Below are 15,786 nucleotides of genomic sequence, written 5' to 3'. Positions count from 1 at the left end.
TCAGGCCGCGACGAACTCGTTCCACTTCTGGACCATGTAGGCGTTCTCGTCCATCACCGCGTTCCAGCAGGCGATGCCGCCCATGCGCGACTCGTAGGAGCCGCCGTCGCGCACGGCGCCCTTCTTGGCCAGCACGTCGCCGTTCGGGCTCTTGATGTCCTGCGTGGCGGGCTTGCCTTCCATCCAGTAGGCCCACTCGTAGGCCTCCATCTTGGCCTTGGCGGTCTCGAGCACGGCGCTGTAGTAGCCCTGGCGGTTCAGGTAGGCGCCTGCCCAGCCGTCGAGGAACCAGTTGATGAACTCGTAGCAGGCGTCGAGCTTCTTGCCGGTGGTCGTCTTCGGCACGCCGAAGCCCGCCGCCCAGGCGCGATAGCCCTCTTTCAGCGGCTGGAAGGTGCAGTCGATGCCCTTGGTGCGCACGGCCGTCACCGCCGGCGACCACATCGACTGGATCACCACCTCGCCCGAGGCCATCAGGTTGACCGACTCGTTGAAGTCCTTCCACAGCGCGCGGAACTGGCCGGCCTTCTTGGCCTCGATCAGCGTCTTGATGGTGAGGTCGATCTCCTTCTTCGTCATGTTGCCCTTGTCGGGGTACTTGTACAGGCCCATGGCCTCGACCACCATCGCCGCGTCCATGATGCCGATGGACGGGATGTTCAGGATCGCCGCCTTGCCCTTGAACTCGGGGTTGAGCAGCTCGGCCCAGGAGCTGATCGGGCGCTTGATCAGGTCGGGGCGGATGCCCAGCGTGTCGGCGTTGTAGACGGTGGGGATCAGCGTCATGAACTGCGTCGGCTCCTTGGCGAAGTCCTTCGCGGTGCCCGAGGGCAGGTACATCACCTTCTTCGGCGCGGTGCCCTGGTCGCCCACCTTCTTGCCGCCGATCTCGCCCTTGGTGAACAGCGGGGTGATCTTGTCGGCGTTTCGGATGCGCTTGCTGTCGATGCCCAGCAGGTTGCCGGTCGGGATGATCTTCTTGAGCGAGAAGTACTCGGTGTCGATCAGGTCGAAGGAGTTGGGCGCGGTGACGGCGCGCTTGGTCACGTCGTCGGTGGTGACCGGGATGTACTGGATCTTGATGCCGGTGTCGGCCTCGAACTTCTCGGCGATGGCCTTGTCCTGGTTCACCGCGGTGCCCAGGTAGCGCAGCACGATCTTCTCGGACGCGTGCACGAAGGGGAAGCCGGTGATGCCGGTGGCGGCCACGCCGACGCCGGCGGCGGCACGCAGGAAGCCGCGGCGCTGCAGTTCGGGCGTGTCGGGGGTCGGCGCGGCAGCCGGGGTGACCAGGGCGTTCTGCGGTTCGAGATCAGCGGACATGGCGAGAGCTCCAGGGTTGGGGGCGGGGAAGGGGATTCAGGCGGCGAGCGCGTGGGCGTCGGCGGGCTGCCAGCGCAGCGCGACGCGCCGGCCGGGCTCGATCGGCGCGGCGTGGAAATCGGCGTCGGGCAGCGCGGCGGTCCAGGCGGGCGCGTCGTCGGCGGCCGCGTCGGGCGCGGCCAGGTGCACCAGCACCTGCGCGCCCTGGTACTCGACCGCGGCGACCTGCGCGACGGGGCCGCCGGCCGCATCGGCCTCGGTCAGGCGCAGCCGGTCGGTGCGCACCGCGATGCGGCCCGCCGGCGTGTCGATGACGTTGTGCGCACCGATGAAGCGCGCGACGAACTCGGTGCGCGGGCGCTCGAAGACCTCGCGCGCGCTGCCGGCCTGCTCGATGCGGCCCTGGTTCATCACGACCACCAGATCGGCCAGCGCCATCGCCTCTTCCTGCGAGTGCGTGACGTGGATGAAGCTCATGCCCAGCTCGCGGTGCCAGCGCTTGAGCTCGGCGCGCATCTTCACCCGCAGGAAGGGATCGAGCGCCGACAGCGGCTCGTCGAGCAGCAGCACCTTGGGTTGCAGCATCAGCGCGCGCGCCAGCGCCACGCGCTGCTGCTGGCCGCCCGACAGTGCGGCGGGCAGACGCGCGGCATACGGCTCCATGTGTACCAGCCTGAGCAGCGCCATCGCGCGAGCATGGCGCTCGGCCTTCGCCGTGCCCTTCATGCGGGCGCTGAAGGCGACGTTGTCCAGCACCGTCAGGTGCGGGAACAGCGCGTAGCTCTGGAACATCATCGCGGTGCCGCGCTCGGCCGGCGACAGGTGCGTGATCTCGCGCCCGCCCAGCACGATGGCGCCGTCGGTGGGATCCTCGTGGCCGGCGATCATGCGCAGCGTCGAGGTCTTGCCGCAGCCCGAGGGCCCGAGCAGGCAGCAGTAGCTGCCGGCGGCAATCTTCAGGTCGATGCCGGCCACGGCCAGCGAGTTGCCGTAGTCCTTGACCAGGCGGACCAGTTCCAGATCGGTGCGTGCGGCGGGCGATGTGCTCATGCTGGTTTTTGTATGCAATCGGTGTGCCACCTCGTTCGGGCCCGATCGGAACCAGGGCGGCCGGCGCGGATGCACCGACATGCGGCGCACCTCTTGCTTTGTATGCAAAATGGGTCGGACGTCGGCCCCGAACGCACCAACATGAATGCACCAACATGAGCGCACCGACATGAACCTGCTGATCCTCAATCCGAACACCTCCGAGGCGATGACCGCCTCGATCGCGCAGGCCGCACGGGCGGCGGCTTCTGCCGGCACGACGGTCACCGCGGTGCAGCCCGCCTTCGGGCCGCGCTCGATCGAGGGCCACTACGACGAGACGATCGCCGCCGCCGGCGTGGCCGAGACGGTCCGGCTGCACGGCGCCGGGATGGACGCGGTGGTGATCGCCTGCTTCGGCGATCCGGGGCTGGACGCGGCGCGCGAGGCGCTCGAGGTGCCGGTGCTCGGCGTGGCCGAGGCGGCCTTCCATGCGGCGAGCTTCGTCGCCACCGGCTTCTCGGTGGTCACGACGATGACGCGCACCTGCGTCACCGCCGAGCACCTGCTGCAGCGCTATGGCCTGGCCTCGCGCTGCCGGGGCGTGCATGGCACCGACATCCCGGTGCTGGCGCTGGAGGACGGCGGCGCGGCCTGCGTCGATGCGATCGAGGCCGCGGCGCGCGAGGCGCTGGCGCGCGACCGCAGCGGCGCCATCGTGCTGGGCTGCGCCGGCATGGCCGGGCTGTGCGCGACGCTGTCGGCGCGGCTGGGCGTGCCGGTGATCGACGGGGTGGCGGCGGCGGTGCGCTTCGCCGAGGCGCTCTCGGGCCTGGGCCTGCGCACCTCCAAGCAGGGCGACTACGCGCGCCCGCTGCCCAAGCAGTACGTCGGCTGGGCGGCGCCGCTGGGCTGGTGAGGAGGCGGAGTGTGGCGCCGGCTCAGCCGCCCTGCACCGTCTGCTTGCGCCATGCCCGCTCGAAGGGCAGGCGCCAGGCGTGCGGTGCGATGAGCTGGTGCACCGCCTTCGGGCCCCAGGAACCCTGCTGGTAGAGCCGCACCGGCGGCGGCGCCTCCAGCAGCGGCTGCGACACCTCCCACAGCCGCTCGATGCCCTCGGCGGTGGTGAACAGCGTGCGGTCGCCGCGCATCGCGTCGAGGATCAGCCGCTCGTAGGCCTCCAGCACCTCGCCGGCCAGCCCCGTGTCGGTCATCGCGAACTGCAGGCTCAGCTTGTCCAGGCGCATGCCCGGCCCCGGGCGCTTGCCGTAGAAGGACAGCGACATCTTCGAGGCGTCGGCCAGGTCGAAGGTCAGGTGGTCCGGCCCCTGCGAGCCCACGCCCGAGTTCGGCGGGAACATGCTCTTGGGCGGCTCGCGGAAGGCGATCGAGATGATGCGCTGCCCCTCCGCTAGCCGCTTGCCGGTGCGCAGGTAGAAGGGCACGCCGGCCCAGCGCCAGTTGTCGATGTGGCACTTCAGCGCGATGAAGGTCTCGGTGTCGGAGTCCGGGTCGATGCCCTCCTCGTCGCGGTAGCCGCTGTACTGGCCGCGCACCACCTCGTCGGGCTGGATCGGCAGCATGCTGCGAAAGACCTTGTTCTTCTCCTCGCTGATCGGGACGGGCTCCAGCGAGGTCGGTGGCTCCATCGCCATGAAGGCCAGGATCTGGAACAGGTGCGTCACCACCATGTCGCGGTAGGCGCCGGTCTGCTCGTAGAAGGCGGCGCGCTTGCCCAGGCCGAGCGTCTCGGGCACGTCGATCTGGACATGGTCGATGAAGTTGCGGTTCCAGATCGGCTCGAACAGGCCGTTGGCGAAGCGGAAGGCCAGGATGTTCTGCGCCGGCTCCTTGCCGAGGAAATGGTCGATGCGGTAGATCTGCTCCTCGGCGAAGACCTCGTGCAGCCGCGCGTTGAGCGTGACGGCGCTCTGCAGGTCGGTGCCGAAGGGCTTCTCCATGATGATGCGCGCACGCTCGACCAGACCGGCCGCGCCCAGCAGGCGCACCGCCGGCAGCGCCGCGCTGGGCGGCACGCTCAGGTAGTGCAGCCGGCGGCATTCGGTGCCCAGGCTCTGCTCGGCGGCCTCGACCGCGGCGCGCAGCGCCTCCGGCCCGGCCGACAGCGGCACATAGTCGAGGCAGGCGGCGAAGTCCTGCCAGTCCGGCTCGGTCACGCGCCGGCTGGAGAACTCGTCGAGCGCGCCGCGCGCCTGGCGCCGGAAGGTCTCGACATCGATGTCGTCGAGCGACACGCCGATGATGCGGCAGCCGGGAATGAAGCCGGCCGAGGTCAGGTGGTACAGGCCGGGCAGCAGCTTGCGCCGGGCCAGGTCGCCGGTGGCACCGAACAGTACGACGACCTGCGGGAAGCGCGGGCCGACGCCGGGGGGGATCTTGGCCAAGACGGGTCTCCTCTGGAGCTGGGAACGACGGATTCTGGAGGCCGTCGCGTGCGCGCAAGAGTCGGACCAGGGCCGGGTCCGCCCCGGTTTTCCGGCTCAGTCCGCCGGGAGGAAACCTGCGGCCAGCACCTCGACGATCTCCGCTGCCGGCACCGCGCGGCAGCCCGCGCGGTTCGTGCCCGACCACAGCGGCGTGAAGTCGTCGCGGCCCAGGCGCTCGGCGGCGGCGCGCAGCGGCGCCAGCGCGGCGCTGGCCAGCGGGAAGGGCGGCGCCAGCGGGCTGACCGGGCCGAACTCGGCCATCAGCCGGTTGTGCAGGCCGCGCGCCAGACCGCCCGAGAACAGATTGGTCAGCGCGGTGGGGGCCTGCGGGTCGAGCAGCCGGGCGCGGTGCAGCGGCCCGGTCGTGGCCTCGTCGCAGCACAGGAAGGCGGTGCCGACCTGCACCGCCCGCGCGCCCGCCGCCCGCGCCGCGCGCACGTCCTCGGCCGTGGCGATGCCGCCGGCGGCGATCACCGCAATGTCGAGCGCCCGCGCACAGGCTGCCACCAGCGCCAGCGTGCCGCTCTGCTGGTCGGGATCGGTGTCGAGGAAATGGCCGCGGTGGCCGCCGGCCTCCAGGCCCTGGGCGATCACCGCGTCGACGCCCTGCGCCTGCAGCCACTGCGCCTCGCGCAGCGTCGTCGCCGATGCCAGGATGCGGCAGCCCAACGCGCGCACACGCGCCAGCAGCGCGGCGTCCGGCAGGCCGAAGTGGAAGCTGACCACCGCCGGCGGGCAGCGCTCGAGCACCTCGGCCATCGCCGGGCCGAAGGGCTGGCGGCTGGCGGGCACGGGGCCGGCGTCCTCGTCCAGGCCGAGCTCGGCGCGCAGCGGCGCCAGCGCCTGGCGCCAGCGGGCGTCGGTCGCGGCGGCCTGCACGGCGTCCGGCGGCCGGTGGGCGAAGAAGTTGACGTTGCAGGGCAGGTCGGCGGCCTGCATGCGCTGCAGCTCGCGCGCGAGCGCCTCGGGCGCGAGCATCGCTGCCGGCAGCGAGCCCAAGGCGCCGGCGCGGCCGACCGCCAGGGCCAGCCGGGCGTCCTGCGCGCCGGCCATCGGCGCCTGGATCAGCGGCCAGCGCAGGCCGGCGAGTTCCGGAAAGAGGGGGCGAGGCGAGCTCATCGGTGATTCTCCTGAGGCGGGTCGGTGAAGGCGGACAATGCCCGATCATGAATCGCCATGTCCACCTGCTCGCCACGGCCCAGGGCCTGCTGCTGACCAACAACATCGTCTTCATCGCCATCAACGGCCTGGTCGGCATGCAGATGGCGCCCCGACCGTGGATGGCGACGCTGCCCGTCATGGGCTATGTCGTCGGCGGCGCGCTGGCCACCGGTGCGGTGGCGCGGGTGCAGCGGCGCTGGGGGCGGCAGGCGTCCTTCCAGAGCGGTCTGGCGGTGGCGCTGGGCTCGGCGCTGCTGTGCGCGCTGGCGGCGTGGATCGGCAGTTTCTGGCTGCTGCTGGCGGCCACGGTCGTCGCCGGCTACTACAGTGCCAACGGCCAGCTCTACCGCTTCGCCGCCGCCGAGCTGGCGCCGCCGGCCGACCGGGAACGTGCGGTTTCCAGGGTGCTCGCGGGCGGCCTGATCGGCGCGGTGGCCGGGCCCAATCTGGCCAGCCACACCCGCGACCTGCTGCCGGTGCCCTTTCTCGGCGCCTATCTGGCACTGGCGGCGGTGGCGCTGCTGTCGATGGCGGTGATGGCGATGATCCGCTTCCCCGCCGTGGCGCCGATGCCGGCCGGCGCGCCGCAGGGGCGCTCCACGGCCGAGCTGCTGCGCGAGCCGACCTTTCTGGTCGCGGCACTGGCCGCGGCCATCGGCTACGGCGTGATGAACCTGCTGATGGCGGCCACCCCGCTGGCGATGGATGTCTGCGGCATGCCTTTCTCCGACGTGGCCTGGGTGCTGGAGTGGCATGTGATCGGCATGTTCGCGCCCGGCTTCTGGACCGGCGGCTGGATCCGTCGCTTCGGGGTGATGCGCGTCATGGCCGTGGGCGTGCTGCTGAACCTGGCCTGCGTGGCGGTGGCGCTGACCGGCCAGGACCTGCACCGCTTCGTGGTCGCGCTCTTCCTGCTCGGCGTGGGCTGGAACTTCCTCTTCACCGGCAGCACCACGCTGGCGATGCAGGCCTACCGGCCCGAGGAAAAGGACCGTGCGCAGGCGGCGATCAACTTCGGCGTCTTCGCGACGATGGCGCTGACTTCCTTCGCTTCCGGCGCGCTGGTGACGACGCAGGGCTGGTCGGTGCTGAACCTGGGTTCGCTGCCGGCGCTGCTGGTGATGGGCGTGGCGCTGGCCTGGCTGGCGCGGCGGCCCGGCCTCAGTCGAACACCGGCACCACCCCGTCCTTGAGCTGGCGCCGGCGCTGCTCGTAGTCCGGCATCGCCGCGTGCACGATGGCCCAGAAGGCGGGGCTGTGGTTCATCTCGCGCAGGTGGGCCAGCTCATGCACGACGACGTAGTCGATCGTCTCGACCGGAAAGTGGATCAGGCGCCAGTTCAGGCGGATCGAGCCGTCGCTGCTGGCACTGCCCCAGCGGGTGCGCGCCGAGCTCAGGCGCAGCTGCCGGATCTGCACGCCCATCGCGCCGGCGTGCAGCGCGATGCGGGCCTCGAACAGCGTGCGTGCCTGGCGCTGCAGCCAGCGCTGCACCGCGGCGCGCAGCGCCTCGGGCGGGGTGTCGGCCGGCAGCGCCAGCAGCAGCGTGGCGGGTTCCTGGGTGAGCGGGCGGGCGGCCTGCAGCAGCGTGCGCGAGAGCAGCGGCGCCAGCCGCAGGCGCAGCGGCGCGCCCAGCCATGGCAGCTCGGCGCCGTCGCGCCAGTCGACGCGCGCGTCCTGGTGCGCCTGGTGGCGCCGGCCCTGCGCGGCGAGCTGGCGCAGGATCCAGGCGCTCTTGTGCCGCAGCGCCGCGTCGATCTGCGCCTGCCCGACCCAGCGCGGCACGCTGACCGTCAGCCCGGCCGGACCGACGGCGAAGCCGATGGTGCGTCGGCTGGCGCGGCGCAGCCGGTAGCCCAGGCGGATGCCACCCAGCTCGATCTCGTGGTGCATGCCCTCGGGGCGCAGCAGCGCCTCGCAGCCGGCCAGTGCCGCGGTGTCGGGCGCGGCGGCCGGCGGGCTCATGCGGCGGGCGGGTAGGCCTCGGGATCGAGGCGGCGCATCTCGGACTCGATCCAGGCCTCGACTTCCTTCATCAGCTCGTCAGGCCGGCGGCCCTGCGGCGCGATCGGCCGGCCGATCGAGATGTCGATCGTGCCCGGGCGCAGCAGGAAGCTCTTGCGCGGCCAGCAGCGCGCCGAGGTCACCGCGATCGGCACGATCGGCACGCCGGCGGCGATCGCCAGCCGCGACGCGCCGGTCTTGTAGTCGCCCTGGCTGCCGCGCTCGGTGCGGGTGCCCTCGGGGAACATGATGATCCAGTTGCCCTGCTTCATGATCCGCGTGCCCTGCTCGGCGACCTTGCGCCAGGCCTCGGAGCGGCGGCCGCGGTCGATGTGCACCATGTCGAGCCGGCCGATCGCCCAGCCGAAGAAGGGAATCATCAGCAGCTCGCGCTTGAACACATAGGCCAGCGGATGGGGCATGACCGACGGGAAGGCGAAGGTCTCCCAGGTCGACTGGTGCTTCGGCGCCAGGATGACCGCGGCGGTGCCGTCGTCGGCCGAGGGCACGTTCTCCAGGCCCTGGATGCGCCACTTCACGCCGCAGATCCATTTCGCGCCGTGGATCGCCGTCTTCAGCCAGCCCGCGCAGATCCAGTACAGCGGCGTGCTGCGCATGAACGGCGAGATGACGACGACAAACAGGCTCCACGGGATGATCGTGATCAGCAGCCAGAGGAAATACAGGACGGAGCGCGGATAGGCGAGCATGCGGGGCGCGGAGCGGGTGCGAGGTCGTGAACGAAAGGAGAGGGCGCGCGGGGCGTGTGCGTCAGGCGCGGCGACCGTCGGCCACGCGGCGGCCCTCGGCGGCCAGCAGCGCGTCGACGAAGGCGGCCAGATCGGCATGGACCGTCAGGCCCGGCACCTTCTCGCGCATCGCCTGAAGGCCGGCCTCGTCGAGCGAGGCGGCCTTGCCGGTGCGCACCAGATGCGGCGCGCAGCCGACCGCGCTGGCCGCCTGCAGGTCGCGCAGCGTGTCACCGACCGCCGGCACGCCGGCCATGTCGACGCCGAAGCGCAGGCCGATGTCCTCGAACAGGCCCGGGCGCGGCTTGCGGCAGCGGCAGTCGTCCTCGGGCGCGTGCGGGCAGAAGAAGACCGCATCGACGCGCCCGCCCAGCGGCATCAGCAGCGCGTTCATCTTCGCGTGCATCTCGTTGAGCGTGTAGGCGTCGAACAGGCCGCGGCCCAGGCCCGACTGGTTGGTGGCGACCACCACATGCCAGCCGGCCTGGTAGAGCCGGGCGATCGCGGCGAGCGCACCCGGCAGCGGCACCCACTCGTCGGCCGACTTCACGAAGTCGTCGCGGTCCTCGTTGATGGTGCCGTCGCGGTCGAGAACGACCAGCTTGATCGGGTTGCTGCGCTCGCCCATGGTCGGTGCTCCTGGCTGGCGTGCGGGTCAGGCCGCCAGGCGCGACAGGTCGGCGACGCGGTTCATCGCCTCGTGCAGCGTCTTGAGCAGGCCCAGGCGGTTGGCGCGCAGGCTCAGGTCTTCGGCGTTGACCATCACGTCGTCGAAGAAGGCGTCGACCGGGGCCTTCAGCGCAGCCAGCGCCTTCAGGCTGCCGGCGTGGTCGCCCTGCGCGAACAGGCGGTCGGCCTCGGGCTGCACCGTACCCAGCGCCTCGAACAGCGCCTGCTCGGCGGCTTCCTGCAGCAGCGCGGTGTCGACCCGGGCCTCGACCTCGCCCTCGGCCTTCTTCAGGATGTTGCCGATGCGCTTGTTGGCCGCGGCCAGCGAGGCCGCTTCCGGCAGCGCCGAGAAGGCGCGCACCGCCGCCAGACGGCGCGGCACCTCGCCCAGGCGGGCGGGGGCGAGCGCCAGCACCGCGTCGATCTCCTGGGCGCTGTAGCCCTGCTCGCGCAGGGAGACGGCCAGGCGGTCGGCGAAGAAGGGCAGCAGCTTCGCGGTCGGGTCCTCGATCAGGCCGCCGAAGACCGGCGCGGCCGAGGCCAGCAGCTCGGGCAGGTCCAGCGGCAGGTTCTTCTCGACCAGGATGCGGATCACGCCCAGCGCGTGGCGGCGCAGCGCGAAGGGGTCCTTGTCGCCGGTGGGCAGCTGGCCGATGCCGAACAGGCCCACCAGGGTTTCCAGCTTGTCGGCCAGCGCGACGACCGTGCCGGTGTGGTTGCGCGGCAGCGCGTCGCCGGCGAAGCGCGGCTTGTAGTGGTCCTCGATGGCGATGGCCACGCCGTCGCGCAGGCCCTCGAAGCGGGCGTAGTAGCCGCCCATGATGCCCTGCAGCTCGGGGAACTCGCCGACCATGTCGGTCAGCAGGTCGGTCTTGGCCAGCAGCGCGGCCTGGTCGGCCTTGTGCGCGAGCATCTGCAGCTCGTCATGCGACTGCACCGACGCGGCCTGATGCTCGCCGAGCTGGCGCACGATCAGGTGGGTCAGCGCGCGCACGCGCTCGGTGCGCTCGCCCTGGGTGCCGAGCTTGCCGTGGTAGACCACCTTGGCCAGACCGGCCACGCGCGACTCCAGCGTCTTCTTGCGGTCCTGGTCGAAGAAGAACTTGGCGTCGGCCAGGCGCGGGCGCACCACGCGCTCGTTGCCGCCGATGACTGCGCTCGGGTCGGCCGGGCTGATGTTGCTGACGATCAGGAACTTGTTCGTCAGCTTGTCCTGGGCGTCCAGCAGCGGGAAGTACTTCTGGTTGGCCTTCATCGTCAGGATGAGGCATTCCTGCGGCACCTCGAGGAATTCCTTCTCGAACTGGCAGGTGAGCACGTTCGGGCGCTCGACCAGGGCCGTCACCTCGTCGAGCAAGGCCTCGTCGTCGATGGGCTTCAAGCCTTCCTTGGCGGCGGCTTGGTCCAGCTGGCGCACGATCTCGGCGCGGCGGGCGTCGAAGCCGGGGATCACCGCGCCTTCGCTGACCAGCTGCTCGGCGTAGCTGTCGGCGTCACGCAGCGTGACCGTCGGATTGGCGGCCTCGAAGCGGTGGCCGGTGGTGGTGCGGCCGGCCACGAGGCCGAGGGTGGCCACCGGCACCACGTCGGCGCCGTGCAGCGCCACCAGCCCGTGCGCCGGGCGCACGAAGTTCACCGAGGTCCAGCCATCGGCGAGCTGGTAGCTCATCACCTTGGGGATCGGCAGCTTGGCCAGGGCCTCGTCCAGGGCCTTCTGCAGGCCGTCCAGCAGCGAGGCGCCGGCGACGACCGAGTCCAGGAACAGCGCTTCGGCCTTGCCGTCGGGCTGGCGCTTCAGGCTGGGCACGACCGAGGCGTCGGCGCCGACCGACGCGAGCTTCTTCAGCAGCGCGGGCGTGGGCTGGCCGTCGGCGGTCAGCGCCACGGCGACGGGCATCAGCTTCTGCTGCACGGCCTTGTCGGCGGCCTTGTCGGCCACGCCGGTGACATGCACCGCCAGGCGGCGCGGCGAGGCGAAGGGCGTCACGGCGGCGTCGGCCGCGGCCAGGCCGCTGGCCTTCAGCGCGGTGGCCAGCGTCGTGGCGAAGGATTCGCCCAGCTTCTTCAGCGCCTTCGGCGGCAGTTCCTCGACGAAGAGTTCGACGAGCAGGTTCTTCGTGGTGCTCATGGTTCAGTCAGCCTTCTTCGATTCGTTCTTGGCGGCCTTCTCGGCGTTCTTGGCGGCGTCGGCGTCGAGCTTGGCGATCACCTCGTCGGCCCAGGCCTTCGGGGCCATCGGGAAGCCCAGGCGCTTGCGGCTCTCCAGGTAGGCGGCGGCCACGCTGCGCGCCAGGTTGCGGATGCGGCCGATGTAGGCGGCGCGCTCGGTCACCGAGATGGCGCCGCGCGCGTCGAGCAGGTTGAAGGTGTGCGCGGCCTTGAGCACCTGCTCGTAGGCCGGCAGCGCCAGCGCTTCGGCGATCAGGTGCTGCGCATTGCCCTCGTGCGCGGTGAAGGCGGTGAGCAGGAACTCGACGTTGCTGTGCTCGAAGTTGTAGGTCGACTGCTCCACCTCGTTCTGGTGGTACACGTCGCCGTAGCTCAGGCCGTCGGCGAACTTCAGGTCGTAGACGTTCTCCACGCCCTGCAGGTACATCGCCAGGCGCTCCAGGCCGTAGGTGATCTCGCCGGTGGCGGGCTTGCAGTCGATGCCGCCGACCTGCTGGAAGTAGGTGAACTGCGTCACCTCCATGCCGTTGAGCCAGACCTCCCAGCCCAGGCCCCAGGCGCCCAGCGTCGGGTTCTCCCAGTCGTCCTCGACGAAGCGGATGTCGTTCTTCTTCAGGTCGAAGCCCAGCGCTTCCAGCGAGCCTAGGTAGAGCTCCAGGATGTTGGCCGGCGCCGGCTTCAGGACCACCTGGTACTGGTAGTAGTGCTGCAGGCGGTTGGGGTTCTCGCCGTAGCGGCCGTCCTTGGGGCGGCGGCTGGGCTGCACGTAGGCGGCCTTCCACGGCTCGGGGCCGAGGGCGCGCAGGAAGGTCGCGGTGTGGCTGGTGCCGGCGCCGACTTCCATGTCGTAGGGCTGCAGCAGCGCGCAGCCCTGGCGGTCCCAGTATTCCTGAAGGCGGAGAATGATTTGCTGGAAGGTCAGCATGGCAAGGGCGGGCTCGGACGAAGGAGGCGGGAGGCCGCAGGCCGCGCGAATCGCACGCTCGGCCCGCGATGAGGATCACGGATTCTAGTGTCGTGCCACGGCCGACCTCCCGGCCTCGCACCGGCCAGCCCCCACCCCCCGTCATCCTCGCGAAGGCGAGGACCCACGCCCGCCACCGCCATGCGCCCATCGTGGGTGCCCGCCTTCGCGGGCATGACGGCAGAAGATCTCGGCCATGACGGTGCAAGATCCGCGCAGCATGTCGATCTCGTCACCCTCGCGCAGGCGAGGGCCCACGATGGGCGGACGCTGTGCCTTGCGTGGGTGCCCGCCTTCGCGGGCATGACGGCAGAGGATCTTGGGCATGACGGGGCAAGATCTCGGGCTGCATGTCGATCTCGTCACCCTCGCGCAGGCGAGGGCCCACGATGGGCGGACGCTGTGCCCTGCGTGGGTGCCCGCCTTCGCGGGCATGACGAGCGGGCGGGCCGTGGCCGGCGCTGACAAGCCCCGACCGTCGACAGCTCGCTACGCGCCCGGTGCGCTGTCGCTCTGCAGCGCGGCGAGCTGCGCCGGCGTGCCGACGTTCTCCCAGCGCCCGGACCAGGTCTCCAGCGAGATGCGGCCCGCCGCCACGCCCTCGATCAGCAGCCGGCCGAGCGCGGCGCGCCGGCCCTTGGGCAGCCCGGCGCAGACGCTCGGGCGCATCAGCGCGAGGTTGGCGTAGGTGGCGCGGCCGCCCTCGTGGTCGAAGTCGCCGGCCGGGTGATAGGGCGGGTTGGGCACGACCCACAGGTGCGCGTCGCGGCCGCTGGCGACGAAGCGCTCGACCGCCTCCGGCGCGAAGCGGAACTCCGGTGCCCAGATGTCGCCCGAGACCACCCAGAAGGCCTCGCGCCCGTCCTCGCAGAGCCAGTCCTGCACGGTGGCGATGCCGCCGCCCGTCTCCAGCGCGCCGCCGAAGTCGCGGCCCTCATGCGACCAGCGGATCGACAGCCCGAAGCGGCTGCCGTCGCCGAGCACCTCGGGGAAGCGCTCTTCCAGCCAGGCGGTGTTGATCACCACCTCGCGCACGCCGCCGGCGGCCAGCGCGAGCAGATGCCACTCGATCAGCGGCCGGCCGAAGACCGGCAGCAGCGGCTTCGGGGTGGAGTCGGTCAGCGGGCGCATGCGCTCGCCACGGCCCGCGGCGAGCACGATCGCGCGCGGGGGCAGGGTGGGGCGTTGGGGGGTGTTCACGAGGGTGCAGTGTATTCAGCGCGGGCGGGCGATGGCCCGCCTCGTGTCGGCATGGCGAGCTTCGTGACCTTTGCCGCAAGGTGCGGGGCGCGTGGCCCGTAGACGGTAAATCTGGCAATCGATATGCTTGCTGTCGTCACGACGACGGTGTCAACGTCAAACCCTGCGGCAGGGTTTCGAGTCGATTTTTACGGGGCAGGAACAATGCAGAGGATTAAAAAATTCCTTGTGCGATAACAGCATGTGCGTGTCGCAGGAAGAGGTGAAAGCCTGCAGGCGGCTGGTACGCCAGCAGGGCTTGCGGTCTAAATTGCGTTAGGCCTCTTAAGGAGAGAGTTTTGCTTTTCACAGACGATTTTATCGAGAATCTTCGCGACGACCCGGTACGCGGAACAATCGATCTTTGCGATTTTACGATAAATAAACTTCAATCTGATGACCATGAGGGCTGGACCGAGGGAGATCTCGGTGTACTAATTGAAGCTTACTCGCTCTTGGTTGAATTAATGGATGCCGGCATTCTGCCGATCAAAGTACAGCCGCCGAATGTCGAAAACGGCAGCCCTGATCAATGTCCTAACCTATACTCCTTTGTCAATTTCGTTCGCGATGCGTGCAAAGCCGAAGAGGCAAAGCTGCGTGTCACAGCATTGCGCAGCCGATTCCGCACCTCACTCGGTTCAGGATTTACATATGAATTCTCACAGGGTGATCTGGATCGGGTCCAAGAGCTTGTCAACCAGTTGCGATCGTTAATTTCGGCAGGAACTAACTTAGACAAGGAACACCAGCAACGACTACTTCGGCGACTAGAAAAACTTCAGTCAGAGCTGCATAAAAAGGTATCTGACCTAGATCGCTTCTGGGGCTTAATCGGAGATGCTGGTGTTGTTCTTGGTAAATTAGGAAGTGACGCCAAGCCAATTGTTGATCGAATTAGGGACATTGCGGATATTGTTTGGCAAACGCAGTCACGCGCTGAGGAGCTACCAAGCGGAACGAAACTCCCACAGCTAGAGCATAAACCTACTATCGGTGGCGAAGAGGCCTAACCCATCATTCCGCCGGACCTGCGCGAAAAGCCGCGCAGGTCGGTGAATTCAAACGTTGCGCAAAAAAGGAACGCATGAAAGTAGATGATGTAAAGACCGTATATGAGCTAATGAAAGACGCAACTCATGTACAGATAATTTGGATCGGTTTCCTGGTTGCTCCATTTGCAATAACAGCTTGGTTTGATCTCTTTGAGAAAATTCCATTTCTAAGCGATCATAAACTACTTACATTAATCGCTATATTTATTGCATTTCTCGCAATGCTTATCACTGCAGTTGTATTTGACTCAAGAGAAAAAAATAAAAAGCTGCTTTTGGCAAAAATAACTACTTACATGGCTGCGCATAATTATCGGGTTGTTGGGTTTTAAGTAATTCGCAGCCAGCTAAATATTCATGCCTCCGATATTGAGCTTGTTGCCTTAATAAATGCATTCCCTGAAATACTGCGCTTGGCAAAAACAAAAAAACAAAATAATGATGGCAGCTATGTCGCCGGCGCCAACGAAAACGAAGTAACCGAAAATGCATTTGGAATAACGCGGAGCATATTAAGGGGAGCCTCTCGAAACCGGCCCTGACCGCCCCTTGAGCCGCGCGCTGCGTCAAGATGCCGCCTCATGATCACGCCCCGCATCAAGCCATTGGCGCGGACAAGCCGGGACCCCCCCACGTCAGAATAGTTGCCGCGTCGATAGAACCCGAAGAGGGGGCGAAGACGAGGAGAAGACGTGGCTCGATACGGCAAGGAATACAAGGACCGGGTGGTGGCGAGGCTGCTGCCACCGGAGAGTGCCCCGGTGGAGCGGGTATCCGCAGAAGTGGGCGTGAGCACTTCAACGCTGGAGCGGTGGCTGGCCGACGCGCTGGAATCGGCGAGCGGCGGAGAGCCGCGCCGGGTGTGGACGGCTGCAGCGCGACTGCAGGCGGTGATTGCAACGGCATCGCTGGACGAGACGGCGAAGTCGGCGTGGTGCCGCGAGCAGGGGGTGTATCCGCAGGAGCTGACGCAGTGG

Annotated in this window: 15 protein-coding genes; 5 read left to right on the top strand and 10 right to left on the bottom strand. The window is 68.8% G+C overall.

The genetic code is table 11. The features are described from left to right. Positions 1 to 1,323 carry an ABC transporter substrate-binding protein gene (locus BW996_RS01790; protein WP_051632097.1) on the bottom strand — a complete coding sequence of 441 codons (1,323 nt, stop codon included), beginning with the start codon at positions 1,321 to 1,323 and terminating at the stop codon, positions 1 to 3. Positions 1,324 to 1,359: 36 nt separating this feature from the next. Next, on the bottom strand, positions 1,360 to 2,373 hold the full coding sequence (locus BW996_RS01785; protein WP_037483716.1) for an ABC transporter ATP-binding protein: 1,014 nt from the start codon (positions 2,371 to 2,373) through the stop codon (positions 1,360 to 1,362). A 169-nt stretch (positions 2,374 to 2,542) separates the two neighbouring features. Here BW996_RS01785 and BW996_RS01780 point away from each other — a divergent pair, with 169 nt between their 5' ends. Continuing rightward, complete coding sequence (locus tag BW996_RS01780; RefSeq protein WP_037483715.1) at positions 2,543 to 3,271, top strand: aspartate/glutamate racemase family protein; 729 nt, start codon at positions 2,543 to 2,545, stop codon at positions 3,269 to 3,271. A gap of 22 nt (positions 3,272 to 3,293) precedes the next feature. Here BW996_RS01780 and zwf read toward each other — a convergent pair whose 3' ends face one another. Then, on the bottom strand, positions 3,294 to 4,757 hold the full coding sequence (gene zwf, locus BW996_RS01775; protein ID WP_037483712.1) for a glucose-6-phosphate dehydrogenase: 1,464 nt from the start codon (positions 4,755 to 4,757) through the stop codon (positions 3,294 to 3,296). A gap of 96 nt (positions 4,758 to 4,853) precedes the next feature. Then, positions 4,854 to 5,918: an NAD(P)H-dependent flavin oxidoreductase gene (locus tag BW996_RS01770; RefSeq protein WP_037483708.1), complete on the bottom strand. Its 1,065-nt coding sequence runs from the start codon at positions 5,916 to 5,918 to the stop codon at positions 4,854 to 4,856. Between the two features lie 47 nt (positions 5,919 to 5,965). On the opposite strand from BW996_RS01770, the gene BW996_RS01765 reads away from it, so the two are divergent. After that, complete coding sequence (locus tag BW996_RS01765; protein WP_051632096.1) at positions 5,966 to 7,153, top strand: MFS transporter; 1,188 nt, start codon at positions 5,966 to 5,968, stop codon at positions 7,151 to 7,153. On the opposite strand, the gene BW996_RS01760 is transcribed toward BW996_RS01765, so the two are convergent. From BW996_RS01760 to BW996_RS01735, 6 genes are all read right to left on the bottom strand, one after another. Beyond that, positions 7,122 to 7,925 (bottom strand): M48 family metallopeptidase, encoded by an 804-nt coding sequence (locus BW996_RS01760; protein WP_051632095.1) that lies wholly within the window; start codon positions 7,923 to 7,925, stop codon positions 7,122 to 7,124. The two genes, BW996_RS01765 and BW996_RS01760, sit on opposite strands and share 32 nt — an antisense overlap. Continuing rightward, positions 7,922 to 8,674 (bottom strand): lysophospholipid acyltransferase family protein, encoded by a 753-nt coding sequence (locus BW996_RS01755; RefSeq protein ID WP_037483705.1) that lies wholly within the window; start codon positions 8,672 to 8,674, stop codon positions 7,922 to 7,924. Before BW996_RS01755 ends, BW996_RS01760 begins: the two co-directional genes overlap by 4 nt. Positions 8,675 to 8,735: 61 nt before the next feature. Next, on the bottom strand, positions 8,736 to 9,341 hold the full coding sequence (gene gmhB, locus BW996_RS01750; protein ID WP_037483703.1) for a D-glycero-beta-D-manno-heptose 1,7-bisphosphate 7-phosphatase: 606 nt from the start codon (positions 9,339 to 9,341) through the stop codon (positions 8,736 to 8,738). A 27-nt stretch (positions 9,342 to 9,368) separates the two neighbouring features. Next, positions 9,369 to 11,510: a glycine--tRNA ligase subunit beta gene (glyS, locus tag BW996_RS01745; RefSeq protein WP_037483701.1), complete on the bottom strand. Its 2,142-nt coding sequence runs from the start codon at positions 11,508 to 11,510 to the stop codon at positions 9,369 to 9,371. 3 nt (positions 11,511 to 11,513) lie between these two features. Continuing rightward, positions 11,514 to 12,476 carry a glycine--tRNA ligase subunit alpha gene (gene glyQ, locus BW996_RS01740; protein ID WP_037483699.1) on the bottom strand — a complete coding sequence of 321 codons (963 nt, stop codon included), beginning with the start codon at positions 12,474 to 12,476 and terminating at the stop codon, positions 11,514 to 11,516. 528 nt (positions 12,477 to 13,004) lie between these two features. Continuing rightward, complete coding sequence (locus tag BW996_RS01735) at positions 13,005 to 13,715, bottom strand: nucleotidyltransferase family protein (RefSeq protein ID WP_037483697.1); 711 nt, start codon at positions 13,713 to 13,715, stop codon at positions 13,005 to 13,007. 338 nt (positions 13,716 to 14,053) lie between these two features. Here BW996_RS01735 and BW996_RS01730 point away from each other — a divergent pair, with 338 nt between their 5' ends. The 3 genes from BW996_RS01730 to BW996_RS01725 form a co-directional block, all read left to right on the top strand. Beyond that, on the top strand, positions 14,054 to 14,767 hold the full coding sequence (locus tag BW996_RS01730) for a hypothetical protein (protein ID WP_076458514.1): 714 nt from the start codon (positions 14,054 to 14,056) through the stop codon (positions 14,765 to 14,767). A 74-nt stretch (positions 14,768 to 14,841) separates the two neighbouring features. Further along, positions 14,842 to 15,141 carry a hypothetical protein gene (locus BW996_RS21200; RefSeq protein ID WP_139330707.1) on the top strand — a complete coding sequence of 100 codons (300 nt, stop codon included), beginning with the start codon at positions 14,842 to 14,844 and terminating at the stop codon, positions 15,139 to 15,141. A gap of 360 nt (positions 15,142 to 15,501) precedes the next feature. Continuing rightward, a partial coding sequence (locus tag BW996_RS01725; protein WP_510645189.1) for a transposase occupies positions 15,502 to 15,786 on the top strand: 285 nt, incomplete at its 3' end.

The sequence above is a fragment of the Sphaerotilus natans genome, assembly GCF_900156335.1.
GTDB lineage: Bacteria > Pseudomonadota > Gammaproteobacteria > Burkholderiales > Burkholderiaceae_C > Sphaerotilus > Sphaerotilus natans.
This window is presented reverse-complemented; position numbering and strand designations above follow the sequence as displayed.